General features: G+C 66.9%; 13 protein-coding genes. 4 read left to right on the top strand and 9 right to left on the bottom strand.

The genetic code is table 11. The features are described 5' to 3' along the window. Positions 1-3: 3 nt before the first annotated feature. On the bottom strand, positions 4-681 hold the full coding sequence (locus ACXJ16_RS25595; protein WP_463922528.1) for a response regulator transcription factor: 678 nt from the start codon (positions 679-681) through the stop codon (positions 4-6). A 148-nt stretch (positions 682-829) separates the two neighbouring features. On the opposite strand from ACXJ16_RS25595, the gene ACXJ16_RS25590 reads away from it, so the two are divergent. Next, on the top strand, positions 830-2,059 hold the full coding sequence (locus ACXJ16_RS25590) for a CDP-glycerol glycerophosphotransferase family protein (protein WP_185999340.1): 1,230 nt from the start codon (positions 830-832) through the stop codon (positions 2,057-2,059). Positions 2,060-2,122: 63 nt separating this feature from the next. Here the strand turns inward: ACXJ16_RS25590 and ACXJ16_RS25585 are convergent, their stop codons facing one another. The 4 genes from ACXJ16_RS25585 to ACXJ16_RS25570 all read right to left on the bottom strand — a co-directional run bounded on the left by ACXJ16_RS25585 (position 2,123) and on the right by ACXJ16_RS25570 (position 8,966). Next, positions 2,123-3,526: an efflux transporter outer membrane subunit gene (locus tag ACXJ16_RS25585; RefSeq protein ID WP_463922527.1), complete on the bottom strand. Its 1,404-nt coding sequence runs from the start codon at positions 3,524-3,526 to the stop codon at positions 2,123-2,125. Further along, positions 3,516-4,733, bottom strand: coding sequence for an efflux RND transporter periplasmic adaptor subunit (locus ACXJ16_RS25580; RefSeq protein ID WP_463922525.1), 1,218 nt, complete (start codon positions 4,731-4,733; stop codon positions 3,516-3,518). Before ACXJ16_RS25580 ends, ACXJ16_RS25585 begins: the two co-directional genes overlap by 11 nt. Continuing rightward, on the bottom strand, positions 4,726-7,923 hold the full coding sequence (locus tag ACXJ16_RS25575) for an efflux RND transporter permease subunit (protein WP_463922524.1): 3,198 nt from the start codon (positions 7,921-7,923) through the stop codon (positions 4,726-4,728). The genes ACXJ16_RS25580 and ACXJ16_RS25575 overlap by 8 nt, the downstream gene beginning before the upstream one ends. Before the next feature lie 260 nt (positions 7,924-8,183). Beyond that, positions 8,184-8,966, bottom strand: coding sequence for a helix-turn-helix domain-containing protein (locus tag ACXJ16_RS25570; protein WP_463922523.1), 783 nt, complete (start codon positions 8,964-8,966; stop codon positions 8,184-8,186). Positions 8,967-9,048: 82 nt separating this feature from the next. On the opposite strand from ACXJ16_RS25570, the gene ACXJ16_RS25565 reads away from it, so the two are divergent. Beyond that, positions 9,049-9,834: a class I SAM-dependent methyltransferase gene (locus ACXJ16_RS25565; RefSeq protein WP_463922522.1), complete on the top strand. Its 786-nt coding sequence runs from the start codon at positions 9,049-9,051 to the stop codon at positions 9,832-9,834. Between the two features lie 97 nt (positions 9,835-9,931). Continuing rightward, positions 9,932-10,561: a LysE family translocator gene (locus tag ACXJ16_RS25560; protein WP_463922521.1), complete on the top strand. Its 630-nt coding sequence runs from the start codon at positions 9,932-9,934 to the stop codon at positions 10,559-10,561. A 43-nt stretch (positions 10,562-10,604) separates the two neighbouring features. Here ACXJ16_RS25560 and ACXJ16_RS25555 read toward each other — a convergent pair whose 3' ends face one another. Beyond that, positions 10,605-12,242: a Na+/H+ antiporter gene (locus tag ACXJ16_RS25555; protein ID WP_324699269.1), complete on the bottom strand. Its 1,638-nt coding sequence runs from the start codon at positions 12,240-12,242 to the stop codon at positions 10,605-10,607. Between the two features lie 262 nt (positions 12,243-12,504). Here ACXJ16_RS25555 and ACXJ16_RS25550 point away from each other — a divergent pair, with 262 nt between their 5' ends. After that, complete coding sequence (locus ACXJ16_RS25550; protein WP_463922520.1) at positions 12,505-13,209, top strand: glutamine amidotransferase; 705 nt, start codon at positions 12,505-12,507, stop codon at positions 13,207-13,209. On the opposite strand, the gene ACXJ16_RS25545 is transcribed toward ACXJ16_RS25550, so the two are convergent. From ACXJ16_RS25545 to ACXJ16_RS25535, 3 genes are all read right to left on the bottom strand, one after another. Next, a complete protein-coding gene (locus ACXJ16_RS25545) occupies positions 13,192-13,851 on the bottom strand; it encodes an OmpA family protein (protein ID WP_324699268.1) in 660 nt (219 codons plus the stop codon). The two genes, ACXJ16_RS25550 and ACXJ16_RS25545, sit on opposite strands and share 18 nt — an antisense overlap. Next, on the bottom strand, positions 13,848-15,686 hold the full coding sequence (locus ACXJ16_RS25540; RefSeq protein WP_132469517.1) for a cation:proton antiporter: 1,839 nt from the start codon (positions 15,684-15,686) through the stop codon (positions 13,848-13,850). The genes ACXJ16_RS25545 and ACXJ16_RS25540 overlap by 4 nt, the downstream gene beginning before the upstream one ends. Positions 15,687-15,771: 85 nt before the next feature. Then, on the bottom strand, positions 15,772-16,632 hold the full coding sequence (locus tag ACXJ16_RS25535; protein WP_463923317.1) for a LysR family transcriptional regulator: 861 nt from the start codon (positions 16,630-16,632) through the stop codon (positions 15,772-15,774). Positions 16,633-16,705 lie beyond the last annotated feature (73 nt).

Below are 16,705 nucleotides of genomic sequence, written 5' to 3'. Positions count from 1 at the left end.
TTGTCACTCCGGCCGCATGACGTAGCCAAGCCCGCGGATCGTGTGGATCAGCGGCGCCTCGTCGTCCTGCGCGATCTTCTGGCGCAGCTTGGAAATGTGCTGGTCGATGATGTTGGTCTGGGGATCGAAATTGTAGTCCCACACGTTCTCCAGCAGCATCGAACGGGTCACCACCCGCCCCGCATTGCGCGCGAGATAGGCGAGAATCCGCAGTTCGCGCAGGGTCAGGTTGATCCGCCGGCCGGCCCGGGAAACTACGTGAGCAACAAGATCGATCTCCAGGTCGGCCACCCGCAGGAAGTCGCTCGGCTCGGTGACGGCGGCGCCGCGGCGACCGAGGCTTTCCACCCGCGCCAGCAGTTCCGACATCGCGAAAGGCTTGGCCATGTAATCGTCGCCGCCCGCGCGCAGGCCGCGCACGCGCTCGTCCACATCGCCCAGGGCGCTGACGATCAGGACCGGCGTGGCGTTCTCCGTCGCGCGCAGCGCCGCCAGCAGCTTGAGCCCGTCCAGCGAGGGGAGCATCCGGTCCAGAACGATGACGTCGTAGGTCTCGCAAGTGGCCTGGATCAGCCCTTCGCGCCCGTCCGCCCGATGCTCGACAATGTGCCCGGCCTCGCGAAGACCCGCCGCGACATGGGCAGCCAGACTGGCATCGTCTTCGACAAGCAGGATCTGCATATGCGGTTATCGTCGGCCCGTGATCGCAGGAACATGTGCTCGTACCGGCCCCGCGCGCCCACGTCGAGTGCGGCGAGCCGAATGCAACATGGGCAAATCCAAATGTTTCCGCAATCATGGCGAGACACTGGCGCGGCATAGGCCGAGCATGAACGCAACTGTTGCAGCCGCATCGCAAGTCGTCCTCCCGCCTCCGGCCACCACCCTGAAGGGCGCCGCGCCGCGCCTGATCCATGTACTGGCGATCGGCGGCGCGCACCAGTTGCCGCATATCGTACCGGTGGCTTGCGAACTGGAACGGCGCCATCCCGGCAGCGTGACCATCTTCGTCCCCAAGGCCGCCGACGTGCAGGCCGTGCGCGATCTCGCGGCGAGAATGGGCCTGCCCCTGCCGGCGCTGGTGGAAATGCGCCTGCCTGCCCCGCTGAATGCACTCGTTCCCGGCTTCGCGCGAAAGATGGCGCGGCTGATCTACTGGTCGCCGCTGCTGCGCGATGCCGAACTGATCCTCTGCGCGGAACGCACCTCCACGATCCTGCCGCGCCTCTGGAAGCAGTGCCCGCCGCTGGTGCACATTCCCCATGGCGCCGGCGACCGGGCGGTCGGCTTCGAAAAACGCTTCGAACTGTTCGACCATGTGATCGTGGCGGGCGAAAAGGACCGCGACCGGTTGCTGGCTGCCGGGCTGGTGACGCCGCAACACTGCACCGCCGCCGGGCCGATCAAGCTGGCGGCGATGCTGCGCGCCGGGCTCCATCCCGCGCCGCTGTTCGACAATGGCCGCAAGACGATCCTCTACAACCCGCATTTCACCAAGAAGCTGAATTCCTTCGACGCCTTCGCTGCGAAACTGATCGATGCGGTGGTGCGTGACGGGCGCTACAACCTCGTGGTCGCGCCCCATGTGCGGATGGCGGCCCGCTGGTCTGCAAACCGCCGACGCGAGTGGGAAGCGCTGGCAGTGCCGGGGCAAGTGATCGTCGACCTCGGCTCGCCGCGCTGCAACGACATGACATATACCTGCAGCGCCGATCTCTATCTCGGCGATGTCAGCAGCCAGGTCTACGAATTCCTGATCCGCCCGAGGCCGTGCCTCTTCGTCAACGCGCACGAAGCGCAGTGGCAGGACTGCGAGGACTACGCGATGTGGCACTTCGGCGATGTGGTGGCGCCGGACGCGGATCCCGTGGCGGCCATCGACCAGGCCTTCGCCGACCACCGCGCCTATGTGGCCTGGCAGAAGGAGCGCATGCGCTATTCGATCGGCGGGCTCGACTGGAAACCGGACGGCACGCCCTTCATCGCCTCCCAGGACCCGATCCGCCTTGCCGCGGACATCGTCTCCCGCGTCGCCGGGCTTTCACCGGCCCTGGCCTGACCGCAGCTTTCGCCGTCCTTGCGCGCGGCGCGCCGCACGCAAGGACGGTAAGTGTATGCGAACCTAGCTCATGCCGCCCATCGCCCGGACATAAGCGACATTGGCGCGCAGCCGCGCCGTCTGTACGCTGATCCACGAGCGCTGCGCGTCGAGCGCGTCAGTCTGGGCGGTGACCACTTCTAGATAGTCCGAAGCGCCGTCGCGGTAGCGCGACAGGGCGATCTCGCTGGTGCGCTGCGCGGCCTGCGCCGCATCGCGCTGGGCCCCGGCCTGCGTCTCCAGGTGGTGCATCGCCGCGATCGCATCCTCCACGTCCTGGAACGCGCCGAGCACGGTGGAACGGTAGCTGGCCGCCACTTCCTCGTACTCCGCGCGAGACATCTTCACCTGCGACTTGCGCGCGCCGCCGTCGAACAGCGTCAGCAACGCGGAAACCGGGCCGAGCGACCAGAAGGTGTTGGGCGTCTTCAGCAGGTCGCCATTCGTGGTCTGCCAGCCCCCGGCCGCGCCGAGGCCGATCGAGGGGAACCACGCCGCCTTGGCCACGCCGATGCGGGCATTGGCGGCAAAGACCCTGCGCTCGGCTGCGGCGATGTCGGGACGGCGCTGGAGCAGTTCCGAAGGTACGCCCACGGCAACGTCCGGCACATCGAGCGGCTCGCTGCGCATCGGCAGCGAGAATTCCGACGGCACAACGCCGACCAGCGCCGCCAGTTCGTGCTCGGTCGCCGCACGCTCGTTGGCGATGGCCGAGACTTGCGCACGGGCATTACCCAGCACGGTGCGGGCGCGATTGACGTCGATGCCCGAGGCGATGCCGCCCGAATGCCGCGTGTCAGTGAGCTTGAGCGCGCGCTCGAACGCCTCGACCGAACGGCTTAGCAGGTCCGCCTGTGCATCGAGCCCCCGCAGCCGCAAGTAGGCATCCGCCACCGAGGCCTGGAGGCTGAGCCGCGCCGAGGCGAGATCGCCGCCGGATGCCACCGCCTCGGCATTGGCGGCTTTCACCGAATTGCGAACCCGGCCCCACAGGTCGAGTTCGTAGGACAGACTGCCGCCGACCACGTAGTTGTTATAGGTGCGTGCCGTACCCGTCGATAGCGGGCGGCCGGCCGAAACGCGGTCTCGCGATGCCTCCGCGCTGGCACCGACCGTCGGATAGAGATCCGAGGCGGCGACACCGGCGGCGGCGCGTGCCTGATCGTAGCGGGCGAGCGCGGCGGCCAGCGTCGGGCTGGCGGCTTCGGCCCGCTTTTCCAGATCGTCCAGTGTGGGGTCGCCGAACATCGTCCACCACTCGCCGCGCGCCTCGGCATCGCGCGGGGCGGCCTGCGACCAGCCCGCCACTTCGCGGAAAGCCGGCGGAGCGGCGGTTTCGGGGGCGTGATAGTCGGGCGCCATCGAGCACCCGGCCATGGAACACCCGGCGAAAAGCAGCGCTGCGGCTGCGCGCAGCCTAGCCGCCATGAGCGGCGCCCTTTGCTGCCGCAGGAGCGGCAGGCTTCGGCGCGGCCTTCTGGATCTTCACCTGGTCGCCGCTGCGCATCGAATCCGGCGGGCTGTCCACCACTCGGTCGCCCTGCCTGACGCCAACCGAAACCACCACCGTCTTGCCGAGATCGCGCGCAATGGTGACCGGGCGCACGGTAACGCGGTCGTTCGCGCCGACCACGGCCACGCTCGGGCCCTTGTCCGTATAGAGGATCGTGCTGCCCGGCAGGGTCAGGCCCTGCACGCCGCCCGCAACGTCGAAGTGGGCTTCCACGAAGGCGCCCGGCTTCAGTGCGCCTTCGCTGTTGTCGGCCTGGACCTCGACGAGGACCGCGCCGGACTGCGCATCCACCGCGCCCGCGCTGCGGGTAACGGTGCCGGGGAACTTGCGCCCCGGGAACTCGGGCAGGGTCAGATCGACGTTCACGCCCTGTATGACCTGCGCCGAATAGATCTGCGGCACCCGGACATAGACGCGCATGCGGTGCACGTCGGAAACGGTGAACAGCGGCTGCGCAGCGGCATTGCCCGCCACTACCAGCGCGCCGATCTGCGCCGAACGGCTGGTCACGACACCCGCGAACGGGGCCGAGAGGCGGGTGAAGCCGCGCGTGGCTTCCAGTTCGCGAACGCTGGCGAGCGCGGCATTGGCGAGCGCGGTCTTCGCGGCGAGATCGCCCGCCTTCTCATCCACTTCCTGCTGCGAGACGGCGTCCTGCTTGAGCATGGCGCTCCAGCGCTTCGAGGTCGTGGCGGCGAGCCGCTGGTTGGCCAGCGCGGTCTGATAGTCCGCCTTGGCCTGCGCAAGTTGCTGGTCGACTTCAGGCGCATCGAGCACGGCGAGCGTCTGCCCGGCGCCCACCTTGTCCCCGATGTCGGCCTGCCAGCTGCGGACATAGCCGTTGGTGCGGGCATAGATCGCGGCGCTGTTGAACGCCTGCGCGGTGCCCGGCAGCGCAAGGCCGCCCGCGTCCGCCGCGCTCGCCGGGGTAACGACGGCGACGGTGGGCACGGCGGCATCCTCGGCCACGGCTTCGAGATCGCGCGTGGCGCTGAGGCGCGTGGCGATGCCCGCGCCGACCACGGCCAGCGCGATCACCGCGGCGCCGATGCCGACCCGCTTCAGCGTGCGGGTTTCCGGCCCCCTGGGCTGGGCGGCGAGTTCAGAGGTCGAATCATGCATGGGCGGCCTGCACTTCCTGGGGGGCTGCCTTCTCGCGGCGACGGCCGTGGACGAAGGCGAAGACGGTGGGAACGAAGAGGAGGGTTGCGATGGTGGCACAGATCAGGCCGCCGACGACGGCGCGGCCGAGCGGGGCGTTCTGCTCACCGCCTTCGCCGAGGCCGAGCGCCATGGGGCCCATGCCGATGATCATCGCCAGCGCAGTCATCAGCACCGGGCGGAAGCGGACGAGGCCCGCCTCCATCGCCGCCTTCACCGGGTCTCCCAGCTCGGCGAGCTTTTCGCGCGCGAAGCTGACGACGAGGATCGAGTTGGCGGTGGCCACGCCCATGCACATGATCGCGCCTGTCAGCGCCGGGACCGACAGTGTGGTCCCGGTCGCGAAGAGCATCCAGACGATGCCCGCGAGCGCGGCCGGAAGCGCGGTGATGATGACGAAGGGATCGAGCCAGGACTGGAAGTTGACCACGATCAGCAGGTAGATCAGCACGACCGCCGCCAGCAGGCCCCAGCCGAGGCCGGAGAACGCGGTATTCATCGTCTGGTACTGGCCGCGGATAGTGATCGTCGAGCCCTTGGGCGCTTCGGCCTTCAGCTCGTCGATCGCCTTCTGCACGTCACCCGCCACGGCGCCGAGATCGCGGCCCTGCGGAGTGCCGTAGATGTCGATGACCGGGGCGATGTTGTAGTGCGAAACGACCGGAGCCGTGGTCGAGCGATTGACCGTCGCCAATGCGCCGAGCGGTTGCGGACGGGTTCCGGCGGCAGCGCCGGACACCGGGAGGTTCGACAGCTTGCTCATCGAATCCACCGCATATTCGGGCGCCTGTGCGACGACCGCGTACTGCACGCCGTTGTCGGGGTTCACGAAGAACACCGGCGCGGTCTGCGAGGTTCCCGCCAGCGAGTTGCCGAGGCTGGTGGTCACGTCGCGTTCGGTGAGGCCGTACTGGCCCGCGCGGGCGCGATCCACGTCGACATCGAGCTGCGGCGAATTGGCCGGCTGCTGGAGGCGCATGTCGGCAAGGCCGGGGATGCGGGCCATCTTGGCCATGAGCTTCTGGGCATAGACGCGCGAGCCTGCCAGGTCCTTGCCGGCGATCTGCACGTCGATCGGCGAAGGCGAACCGAAGTTCAGGATCTGGCTGGTGATGTCGGCAGGCAGGAACGAGAACTGGGTGCCGGGGAACAGGCGCGGCAATTCGCGGCGAAGCTTCTCGACGTAATCACCGGTCGGCGCGTGGTCCTTGTTCAGCGTGATCAGCATGTCGCCGTCCTGCGGGCCGATGGTGCCGCTGTTGTTGTAGACGGTGTTGATCGAGCTGACCGGCAGGCCGATGTTATCGGTGATCGAACCGACTTCGGTGCGGGGAATGAGCTTGCGCACTTCCGCCGAAATCCGTTCGAACCGCAGCGCCGTCTCGTCGATGCGGGTACCCACCGGCACGCGGACGTGCATGGCGATCTGGCCGGAATCGACGGTCGGGAAGAAGTTGCTCCCCAGGAACGGCATCAGCCCGAACGAGATGACGACGATCGCGAGGAAACCCATCATGAAGGCCTTCTGGCCCTGCAATGCGCGGTGAAGAATGCCCAGGTAACCGTCGCGCAGCTTCTCGAAGCGGGCTTCGAAGCCGCGCTGGAACCGCACGAGGGGGTTGTGCGATTCCGGCGTTCCGGCGTTGTGCGGGTTCTCGTCGTGGGTCGTGTGCGGCTTCAACAGGTACATCGCCAACGTCGGCACCAGCGTGCGCGACAGGACGAACGAGGCGATCATCGCGAAGACCACCGAAAGCGCCATCGGCACGAAGAGGTAGCCCGCGACGCCGGGCAGGAAGAACATCGGCACGAAGACGATGCAGATGCAGAGCAGCGAGACAAATGCCGGGGTGACGATCTGGGCGGCGCCGTCAAGGATCGCCTCCATCACCCCCTTGCCCTGTTCGAGGTGCCAGTTGATGTTCTCGATGGTCACGGTCGCATCGTCGACGAGGATGCCCACCGCCAGCGCCAATCCGCCCAGCGTCATCACGTTCAGCGTCTGCCCGAACACCGCCAGCATGGCGATCGCGGCCAGCACCGCAAGCGGGATCGACAGCGCGATGATGACGGTCGAACGCCAGGAACCAAGGAACAGCAGGATCATCAGCGAGGTCAGCGCGGCGGCGATGGCGCCTTCGTGGATCACCCCGTTGACCGCCGCCTTCACGAACAGCGACTGGTCGCCGACCGGCAGGATCTTGAGGCTGTCCGGCAGGGTCTCGGCGATCTTGGGCAGGGCTCCCTTCACGCCCTCGACAATGGAAAGCGTCGAGGTCGCGCCGTTCTTGAGCACGGTCAGCAGGGCCGAGCGGCGGCCTTCGACGTGAACGACGTTCTGCTGCTGGGCGCTGCCGTCGCGGACATAGGCCACGTCGCGCATGTAGATGGTCGCGCCGTTGACGACCTTGACCGGCAGTTCGTTCAGCGCATCGATGGAATCCGGCGTATTGTTGAGCCGTACCGAGTACTGGGTCGCGCCGATCTTGACGAAGCCGGCCGGGTTGATCTGGTTCTGCGAGGCGATGGCATTGCCGACATCGACCGCGGAAAGACCCTTTGACTGAAGCGCCTGGGGATCGAGGTCGATCTGGACCTGGCGCTGGCGGCCGCCCGAGGGGAACGGCATGGCAAGGCCCGGAATGGTGACGAGGCCGGTGCGGATCTGGTTCTGGCCGATGTCGAACAGCTGCTGCTCGGTCATGCCCTCGCCCGACAGCGCGAGCTGGAGGATCGGCACGGTCGAGGCGCTGTAGTTCAGGATCAGCGGCGGGGTGATGCCCGGCGGCATCTGACGCAGCACCGTCTGCGAAACCGAGGTCACCTGCGCGGTGGCGGTGCGAATGTCGGCGCCCGGCTGGAAGTAGATCTTGACGATGCCGGTGCCCTGAAGGGACTGGCTCTCGATATGCTCGATATCGTTGACCGTGGTGGTCAGCACGCGCTCATAGGGCGTGACGATGCGGTCCGTCATGTCCTGCGGCGCAAGACCCGCATAAGTCCAGGCGACGGCGATGACCGGCACCTTGATTTCGGGAAAAATGTCGACAGGCGTGCGGAAAGCCGCGAGCAAGCCGCCGATGGCGATGATGATGGCCATGACGATGAAGGTCAGGGGGCGGTGCAGCGCGGTCTTGACGATACCTAGCATCGAGAACTCCATAGGCCGCCCCGCACGCAAGACGCGCGCAGGACAGGCGAATTCCTCTCCGGTTCATTTTTTGGTTGGGTTTCCCCCGCTGCGACCCTCTGCTGCACGTGACATCAGAAACGGACGGGAAATCCTGCTGGAATAGTTCAGCCCCTAACGACCTGATCCCCGTTAGAAAAATGCGCTGGACGGGATACTCTCATGAATCATTTTCATGATTGGCGGTCATGCATTCCTGGAAAGGGCGGGCCGGGTGAAGGTTATATGTGCTTTTCCGCCGGTTGCAGGAAGACAACCCGGAAATCGCCGCGCTCAACGTCCGCAAGGGTATGCTGGGTGAAGCGTATCATACCTTCATCGGGGTGGCGAAATGTTCGTGTTCCGCCTTCGCGCGCGAGCACGCTCTGCCCGTCCCACGATTCGCGAAAATCGGGACTGTTCTCCTGAAGCCATTCGACCACCCCGCGCACACGCGGATCGGCAAGGGCATGGCTGTAATCGCGGCGGAATTCCGCCAGCAGACGCGCCGCGCGCTCCTTCCAGTCCGGCAACAGGACGCGGGCGGCGGGATGGGTGAAGACATAGCGCAGCAGGTTGGGGGCGGCATCGCCCTCGAACAGGCCCACGAACAGGCGCCGCGCCGCCTCGTTGGCCGCGCAGACCGCCCATGCCGGGTCGAGCGCATAGCAGGGCCAGTCCAGCCGCTCGACGAGCGCCGAAATGGCGAGCGGTGCGGCCTGCCGGGCATGGGCGAAGGGATCGACCGGATCATGCCTGCCGGCCAGCGCGAACAGATAGTCCCGCTCCGCCACCGAAAGACTGAGGCCCACCGCCAGCCGCGAGAGTGTTTCGGCGGAAGGGCGCACATCCCGGCCCTGTTCGATCCACGCCACCCATGTCGTGCCGATCGCGGCACGGGCGGCAAGCTCCTCCCGGCGCAGTCCCGGAGTGCGGCGGCGGCGGTCATGCCCTTCAGGCGACATGCTCTCACGGCGGGTGCGAACGAAGGCGCCCAGTAAACGTCGCTGCTCGTCGGTCTGCATGGTCAGCGTTATAACAGGATAACAATGTTCATTGTAACAGGCTATAATCCGGGCGAACGGGACTTCGCAAGGAGATTACCCCATGACCAACGACAATTCCCGCCAAACAGCGGCACCGCAAGACCGGCACGAACTGGTGGAAAGCCAGTTCGGCACCACCGCCGCCGCTTATGTCACCAGCAAGGTCCATGCCTCGGGCGCCGACCTCGACCGGATCGCCGCGCGCGCCCGCGAGGCCGCGCCGCGCCATGCCCTCGACCTGGGCGCGGGCGGCGGCCATGCCGGATATGCCATCGCCCCCCATGCCGGAGCCGTGACCGCCAGCGACCTTTCGCCCCGGATGCTGGACGTGATCGCGGCCGAGGCGGCCCGGCGCGGGATCGCCAACATCGCGACCCGCGCGGCTCCCGCCGAAGCCCTGCCTTTCGCGGACGACAGCTTCGACTTTCTCGCCTGCCGTTTTTCCACCCACCACTGGCGCGATGCCGAGGCAGGACTGCGCGAGGCCCGGCGCGTGCTGGCACCCGGTTGCCCCGCGATCTTCATCGACGTGATCGCGCCCGCCGATCCCGCCGCCGATACGCATCTGCAGGCGGTCGAACTGCTGCGCGACCTCTCCCACGTGCGCGATTATGCGGCGGCGGAGTGGCACGCGATGCTGGCACGCGCCGGGTTCGCCGTGAAACGGATGACCACGGCCCGCCTGCGCATGGATTTCGCGGACTGGACCGGGCGAATGCGCACCCCGCCGGAACAGGTGGCCGCAATCCGCGCCTTGCAAAGGGCCGCCAGCAGCGAGGTGTCCGCGCATTTCGAGATCGAAGCCGACGGCTCGTTCACGATCGACACGGTCCTCATCGAGACCTAGGCGGCGTAGACCGACAGGCTTGCGCGCCGCCAAAATCCGATTGCGATGGCGCCGCTCCGGACCTAAGCGAATTCTCCCTTTAAGGCCGAGACGAACGATGACGCTCCAGACCTGGTGGCTCTATGCCTTTGCCGTGTTCCTGCTATCGGGAACGCCCGGCCCGAACATGCTCCACGTCATGACACGCAGCGTCGAGTTCGGCTTCCGCCGCGCCATTGCCGCGATGGCGGGATGCATGTTGGCGATCACGCTCGTGCTCGCCGCCTCGGCAGCCGGCCTTACCGCGCTGCTCAAGGCGGTCCCCGGCGCCTTCGAGGTGCTGCGCTACCTCGGCGTCGCCTATCTCGTCTATCTCGGCATCAAGTCCTGGCGCTCCGACGTTTCCCAGATCGAAGAAGGCGATGACAGGATCGACCGGCGCAGTTCGCCCTGGGCGCTGTTCCGTGGCGGCTTCGCCATTGCGATCAGCAACCCCAAGCTGCTGCTCTTCGCCGCCGCCTTCTTCCCCCAGTTCATCAATCCAGCCGAGCCCAAGGCCCCGCAGTTCGCGGTGCTCGTCAGCACTTTCGCGGTGATCGAGATGCTCTGGTACTGCACTTACGCCATGGCCGGCGGTTCGCTCTCGCGGCACTTGCGCAAGCCCTCGGTGAAGCGCGTGTTCAACCGGGTGACCGGCTCCATCTTCGTCGGCTTCGGCGCCGCGCTGCTCACTTCGCGAACGGCCTGAGTGAAAGCCTCGGCCGGTCCGCTACCGGACCGGCCGAGGTGTTTCAGCCCCGGTGACGCGCTTCGGCGAGATCGAGTTCGCGGGTCAGCTTGCGGATGGTCTCGCTGCCGACCCGGCGCTCGCGGATGAGTTCGGCCAGCGCGATCCGCTCCGCCTTGACGCCGACGAGGCGGAAATCGCGGAACAGCAGTTCCTGCGCGCGGGCCGCGTCGCTTTCGTCCTCGCTCAACCCTTCGATGCGTTCGCGGTAGAAGTCCATGACGCGGCCGCCGGCGGCGGCATAACGGTCGGCATCGCCGCGGTTTTCCGCCAGCGCGTGCGTGTGCCGCTCGATCGCGCAGATCGCCGCCTCGGCCGTGGCGATGCGCGCAGCATCCTCCTCCGCCTGCTTCGACGGTTCGGCCGGCATCGTCAGGTCCTTGAGCAGGACCGGCAGCGCCAGGCTGGCAACCACCAGCGAGACGATAATGACCCCCGCCGCCAGGAAGATCGCCAGATCGCGCGCCGGGAACGGGCTGCCGTCGTTCAGCGCGAGCGGCAGGGTCAGTACGCCTGCCAGCGTGATCGCACCGCGCACGCCCGCAAACGACATCGCCGCCACCAGCCGCCAGTTCGGGCTGCTCAAGCTCACGCTTTCACCCGCCTGACGCTTGCGCAGGATGGTGAACTTGAGCGAAAGCCACACCCAGGCGAAGCGCAGCGCCGCAAGGCCCAGCACGATCGCGACGACATAGAGCCCCAGCCAGCCCGGCTCGGTATGGCCGGTCATCGCGACGGTCCGCTTGGCGCCTGCGAGAATGGCGGGAAGCTGTTCGCCCAGCAGCACGAAGATGATGCCGTTCAAGGTGAACTGGATCGTGTCCCACACCGAGTTGCGGCGCATCCGCGTGACCGCCATGGCCTGGCGCGAGATTTCCGCAAACGTCATGGTCACGCCCGCCGCCACGGCGGCAAGGATGCCGGAGGCGTGGAAGTGCTCGGCCAACATATAGGAACCGAAGGGGATGAGCAGGCTCACCAGGATCTGCGAGCCGGTATCCTCGCCCCAGCGGCGATTGACCCAGGTCTTCGCGCGCGAGACGACCACGGTGACGGCAACGCCGATCGCAAGGCCCGCGCCCGCCACCCACAGGAAGTTGAGCGCCGCCGCGCCGGCGGAGAACGTCCCGGTCAGCGCCGCCGCGATGGCGAAGCGGAGGCAGACCAGGCCCGACGCGTCATTGAGCAGCGATTCCCCTTCGAGGATGTGCATCATGCGCTTGGGGATCGGCACGCGCGCAGCGATGGCCGAGACCGCGATCGGATCGGTCGGAGAAACCACTGCGGCCAGCGCAAAGGCAACAGCCAGCGGCATGGCCGGGATCATCCAGTGGATGAACAGGCCCATGCCGATCACCGTAGTGAGCACGAGCCCCAGCGCCAGTTCGACGACGGTGGAGACGTCCTTGAACAATTCGTCCTTGGGAATCCGCCAGCCATCCAGGAACAGCAGGGGCGGCAGGAACAGCAGCAGGAACAGTTCGGGATTGAGCGACACGCTGTAGGAGGTCGAGAGACCGATCACCCCGCCCAGCAGGATCTGCACCAGCGGTGTCGGCACCGACCATGGCAGCATCCTCGATATCGCGCCGCTGACGACAACTGCCAGCAGCAAGAAAAGTACGACCGAAACTGACTCCAAACCTTAATCCTTTCCTGTTTCTGCCGGGGACCATGGCGGCATGCGTTAAGGATTGCAAATCCTGCATCCGTCTTTTTGGCCCTCCGTGCGCCGCGGAAACGGTTTGAAACAAAGTTGCCGTAACCGCTTCCATCCGGGCGCCTTGGGCACTCGACGGGAATCGCGCGAGCATCTACTGCTCTGGAAAATGACATGCGCATGTCGCCGGGCCGCAAGGCCGGTGCGGCAGGCGCCAATGCCGGAACCCATACGAAAGCGCGCCGTGACGACGAAGACCGCCCTCATCATCCGGCACGTTCCCTATGAAGGCGTGGCCGGCTACCGGCAGCCGATCGAGGCCGCCGGCTACGACGTCGATCGCATCGACGTGACCGATCCGGCCTTCTCCTCGCTCGACCTGCGCGAGCCCGACCTGCTTATCATGATGGGCGGCCCCATGGGCGTCTACGAACAGGACACCCACCCCTGGATCGCCTGCCAGATGCGCCGTCTGGCGTTGCGACTGGAAGCCGGGCGGCCGACCCTGGGGGTCTGTTTCGGCGCCCAGATGATCGCGGCGGCCATGGGCGCGGATGTCTATGCCGGGCCGCACAAGGAAGTGGGCTTCCATAGCGTGACGGTTCACGAGCACGTGCCTGACAGCCCGCTGCACCATATCGCCGGCGTGCCCGTGCTGCACTGGCACGGGGACACCTTCTCGCTGCCGGACAACGTCGAACTGCTGGCCTCGAGCCACCTCTACGACCATCAGGCGTTTCGGCGCGGCCCGAACATCCTTGCGCTCCAGTTCCATGCCGAGATGGGCATGGACCCGCGTTTCGACGCCTGGATCGAGCAATGGCCGGAATCGGTGATCGAGGCGGGAGGAGACGAAGCCTCGCTCCGCGCCGCGCATGACAGCCTTGGCCCGAAGGCCGTGGCCGCCGGTCAGGGCATGATCGCGCAGTGGCTAGAAGGGCTGCGCTGAACCTGCCTCCGGCTGCGGGCCATCCGCGCCCTGCTCCTTGGGCGGCTCCGGCGGGCGAACCTCGATCTCCACGCGGCGGTTCCGGTTCCGCCCTTCGGGATCATCGCTCCCGTCCAGCTTGCGATTGGGCGCGATCGGCCGCGCTTCGCCCATCGCGATCACCATGATCCGCTTGCGATCGACACCCTTGCCCGCAAGGTAATCGCGCACCGCTTCCGCGCGGCGGCGCGATGCCGCCAGGTTCTCGGCGTCGGAGCCGCGCGAATCGCTGTGCCCCCAGAGAGTGACAGGCCCGCCGGCCTGGAAGGTCGGCGTGGCGAGCAGCCCATCGATGAGCGCGCGCCCGGCATCGTCCGGCTTCGCGCCCTTTGCCGGGAACGGCACGACAAGATGCACCGCTTCCAGCGGCGGCGCCTCGGTGGGGCCGACCGCCACATCGTCGCGGATGATCGATTTCTTCGCCTCGTCGGCCGCCTGCACGACGGCCTCGCTGGCGGTGGATTCGGAAATGAGGGCAGGACCGGCTTCATCCGTCCCGCTTGCTCCCGGTGTGCCTTCGCCCTGCCCGCACGCGGAAAGCGATGTGAGCAGCAGCGCCGGCAGGAGAGAGGGGAGGACCGGATATTTGGGCGCGATATTCATGCGACCGCCTCCTTGTCTTGAGTGCTTTCACGCGGCCCTTCCGGATCCCCGTGACGGGACGGGCCGTAGGAAATGATCGTGTCACCGGGCTGGGGAGTGGGACGCGATGCATGAGTGAAAAAGCGGATCTTGCCGTCCTTTCGCAGGAGGAACAGCATGTCTGCCTCGTCCGGCAGTGCAGCCTGGGCATCGGCGAAATCGAACTGCTCGCTGATGCGGGTCTTGCGGAAGGTCCAGCCCAGACGCTCGCGTTCCGCGATCTCGGCAACGCCGAGGCCGGAGGCGAACATGGCGCGCCCACGCAGCGCCTCGGGAAGGCTGCGGTGGTCCTCGTCATCCCCCATGCCGCCAAGCTGGTAGACGGAATCGCGGCCGATATCGGGCGCGAACTCACTGCAGACGAGCGCGTTGTAGGCTTCGCTGTCGGTCGTCGCGACGAGAACCTGGAACTGGGCCAGATCGAGCCGCTCCTCGGTCGATTCCGCCAGGATCTCGCCGTGATAGGTGGATATCCCGGCCTGTCGCGCCGCCGAAAGCCGCTGCCAGCTCGTATCCGCGATCATGACCGGCACGTCGAGCTGGCGAAGCTGGTCCGCCAGCGACAGGCTCCACGGCGTGCTGCCGACCACCAGCAGCCCCTTCTTGGTCGCACCCGTGACCTTGAGCCAGCGCGCCACGAAACGGATGCTGAAACCATGCGCCACGATCGTCGCGACCACCACGGAGAACGACAGCGTCACCAGAATGCTGCCGTCGCCGTAGCCGAGTTGGTCCAGCCGGAGGGCAAAGAGGCCGGACATCGCAACCGCCACCACGCCGCGCGGCGCGATCCACGCCACCAGCAGGCGCTCGTTCCAGGGGATCTTGCTGAAAGACAGGCTGAGCAGCACGGTCGCCGGGCGAACCAGGAACAGCAGCGCCAGCAGGTAGGCGATGAAGCGCCACTCGAACTGGCGCAGCACACTGAAATCGAGCGAGGCCGAAAGCAGCACGAAGACGCCGGAAATGAGGAGAACGGTGACGTTTTCCTTGAACGGATGAATGTCGCGCAGGCTGTCGAGCCGCATGTTCGCTATCGCCACGCCCATCACCGTCACCGCGAGCAGGCCGGTTTCCTGTTGGATCAGGTTGGAGAGGACGAACGTGCCGATCACCGCCACCAGCAGGACCGGGGCCTTCAGGTACTCGGGCACATGGCCGCGCGGGAAGGCCCAGGCGATCGCGCGGGCAACGGCATAGCCGATCAGCCCGGCGACGACCGCCGCGGCCAGCAGCGCGGCAAGGACCGAAAGCAGGGTTCCCCCCTCGTCCACCCGGCGCAGATATTCGTAGGTTATGACGGCGCACAGCGCGCCGAACGGATCGTTGACGATAGCTTCCCACTTGAGGATCGCGCGGGGACGCGGCGCCACGTTGCTCTGGCGGAGCAAGGGGATGACCACGGTGGGGCCAGTGACCACGAGAATGCCCGCGAACAGGATCGCCACCGGCCAGACCAGCCCGGCCACGTAATAGCACGCCAGCGTCCCGAGGACCCAGCCGACCGGGATGCCTATGACCATGAGACGCGTCACCGCGCCCTCGGTCTTCCTGAGTTCGCGGAAATTGAGACTGAGGCCGCCTTCGAAAAGGATCAGCGCCACGGCGACGGAAACCATCGGTTCCAGCAGATCGCCAAATGTATGTTCGGGAACGACAAGGCCGGTGACGGGACCCGCGAGGACACCGGCGGCGAGCATGAGGGCGATGGCCGGCCAGCCGGTACGCCACGCGATCCATTGCGCGCCGATACCGAGAATGCCGATCAGCGCGAAGACAAGTGCTTGCTGCTGCATGGGGCCCTATAGACAGCCCCGAAGCCGCCGCGTCCACCCCCCCTGTGTCCGAAAGCCTTTTCGAAACGCCGCGCCTTTCCCGCCGCTATACCCGCCCCGCGCTGCCGCCCCAATGCAGGATCGTTGCGCAAAGGGCGTCTATCGCCGGGTTGGTCCCGCCCGGTCCGATCACCACGAACTCGATCAGGGGAAGCACGGGAAGGCCCTCGCGCGGCGCGAGGATGGACAGGCCCGGCGGCATCAGCCTGCCGGAATGCGGCATCAGGCCGATACCCGCGCGCGCCGCCGCGCTCAGTCCGGTGAGGCTGGCGCTGGTGAAGGCCACCCGCCAGCTTCGCCCCGATCGCTCCAGCACGTCCAGCGCCAGCGCGCGGGTTACGCTGGGCGGCGGATAGAGCAGGAGCGGCAGCGGCGCGTCCTGAACGAGAGGGAATTCGGGATGGCCCACCCAGACGATCGGCTCCTGCCATACCGAAGTGCCCCGCCGATCGCCCTGCCTCCGCTTGACGAAGATCAGGTCCAACTGGCCCGCGTCGAAAGCGTCGTAGAGATCGTCGCTCAGGCCCGCGCGCAGTTCGAGATCGACTTCGGGATGGCGCCGCGCGAAGGCGGCCAGCACATCGGGCAGCGCCGAAAGGACGAAGTCCTCCGATGCGCCAAGGCGAAGGCGGCCCCTCAGCGGTGCGGCGGAAAGGTGGTTCTGCAGCCGCCGGTGCCCGTCGAGGATCGCGCGGGCATGGGCGAGCAGCACTTCGCCGTCCGGCGTCAGCATGACCCGGTGCGTGGTGCGGTCGATGCACCGCCGGCCCGCCCGCTGTTCAAGGCGCTGCACATGCTGGCTGACGGTGGACTGCCTGATCCCCAGCATCCGGGCGGCACCCGTGAAGCTGCCAAGTTCGGCAACGGCCACGAAAGTTTCCAGCAAGTCCACGGGGATCAGGTCCATAGTCATCATGATACATGATGACTGTTATCCATTCTATCGGAATTGTGAATTTAACAGGCCGTCCCTAGTTCGA

This window comes from Novosphingobium sp. TK71, from assembly GCF_055361505.1.
Note: the sequence above shows the minus strand (reverse complement) of the source record. Positions and strands in the feature narration are given on the sequence as shown.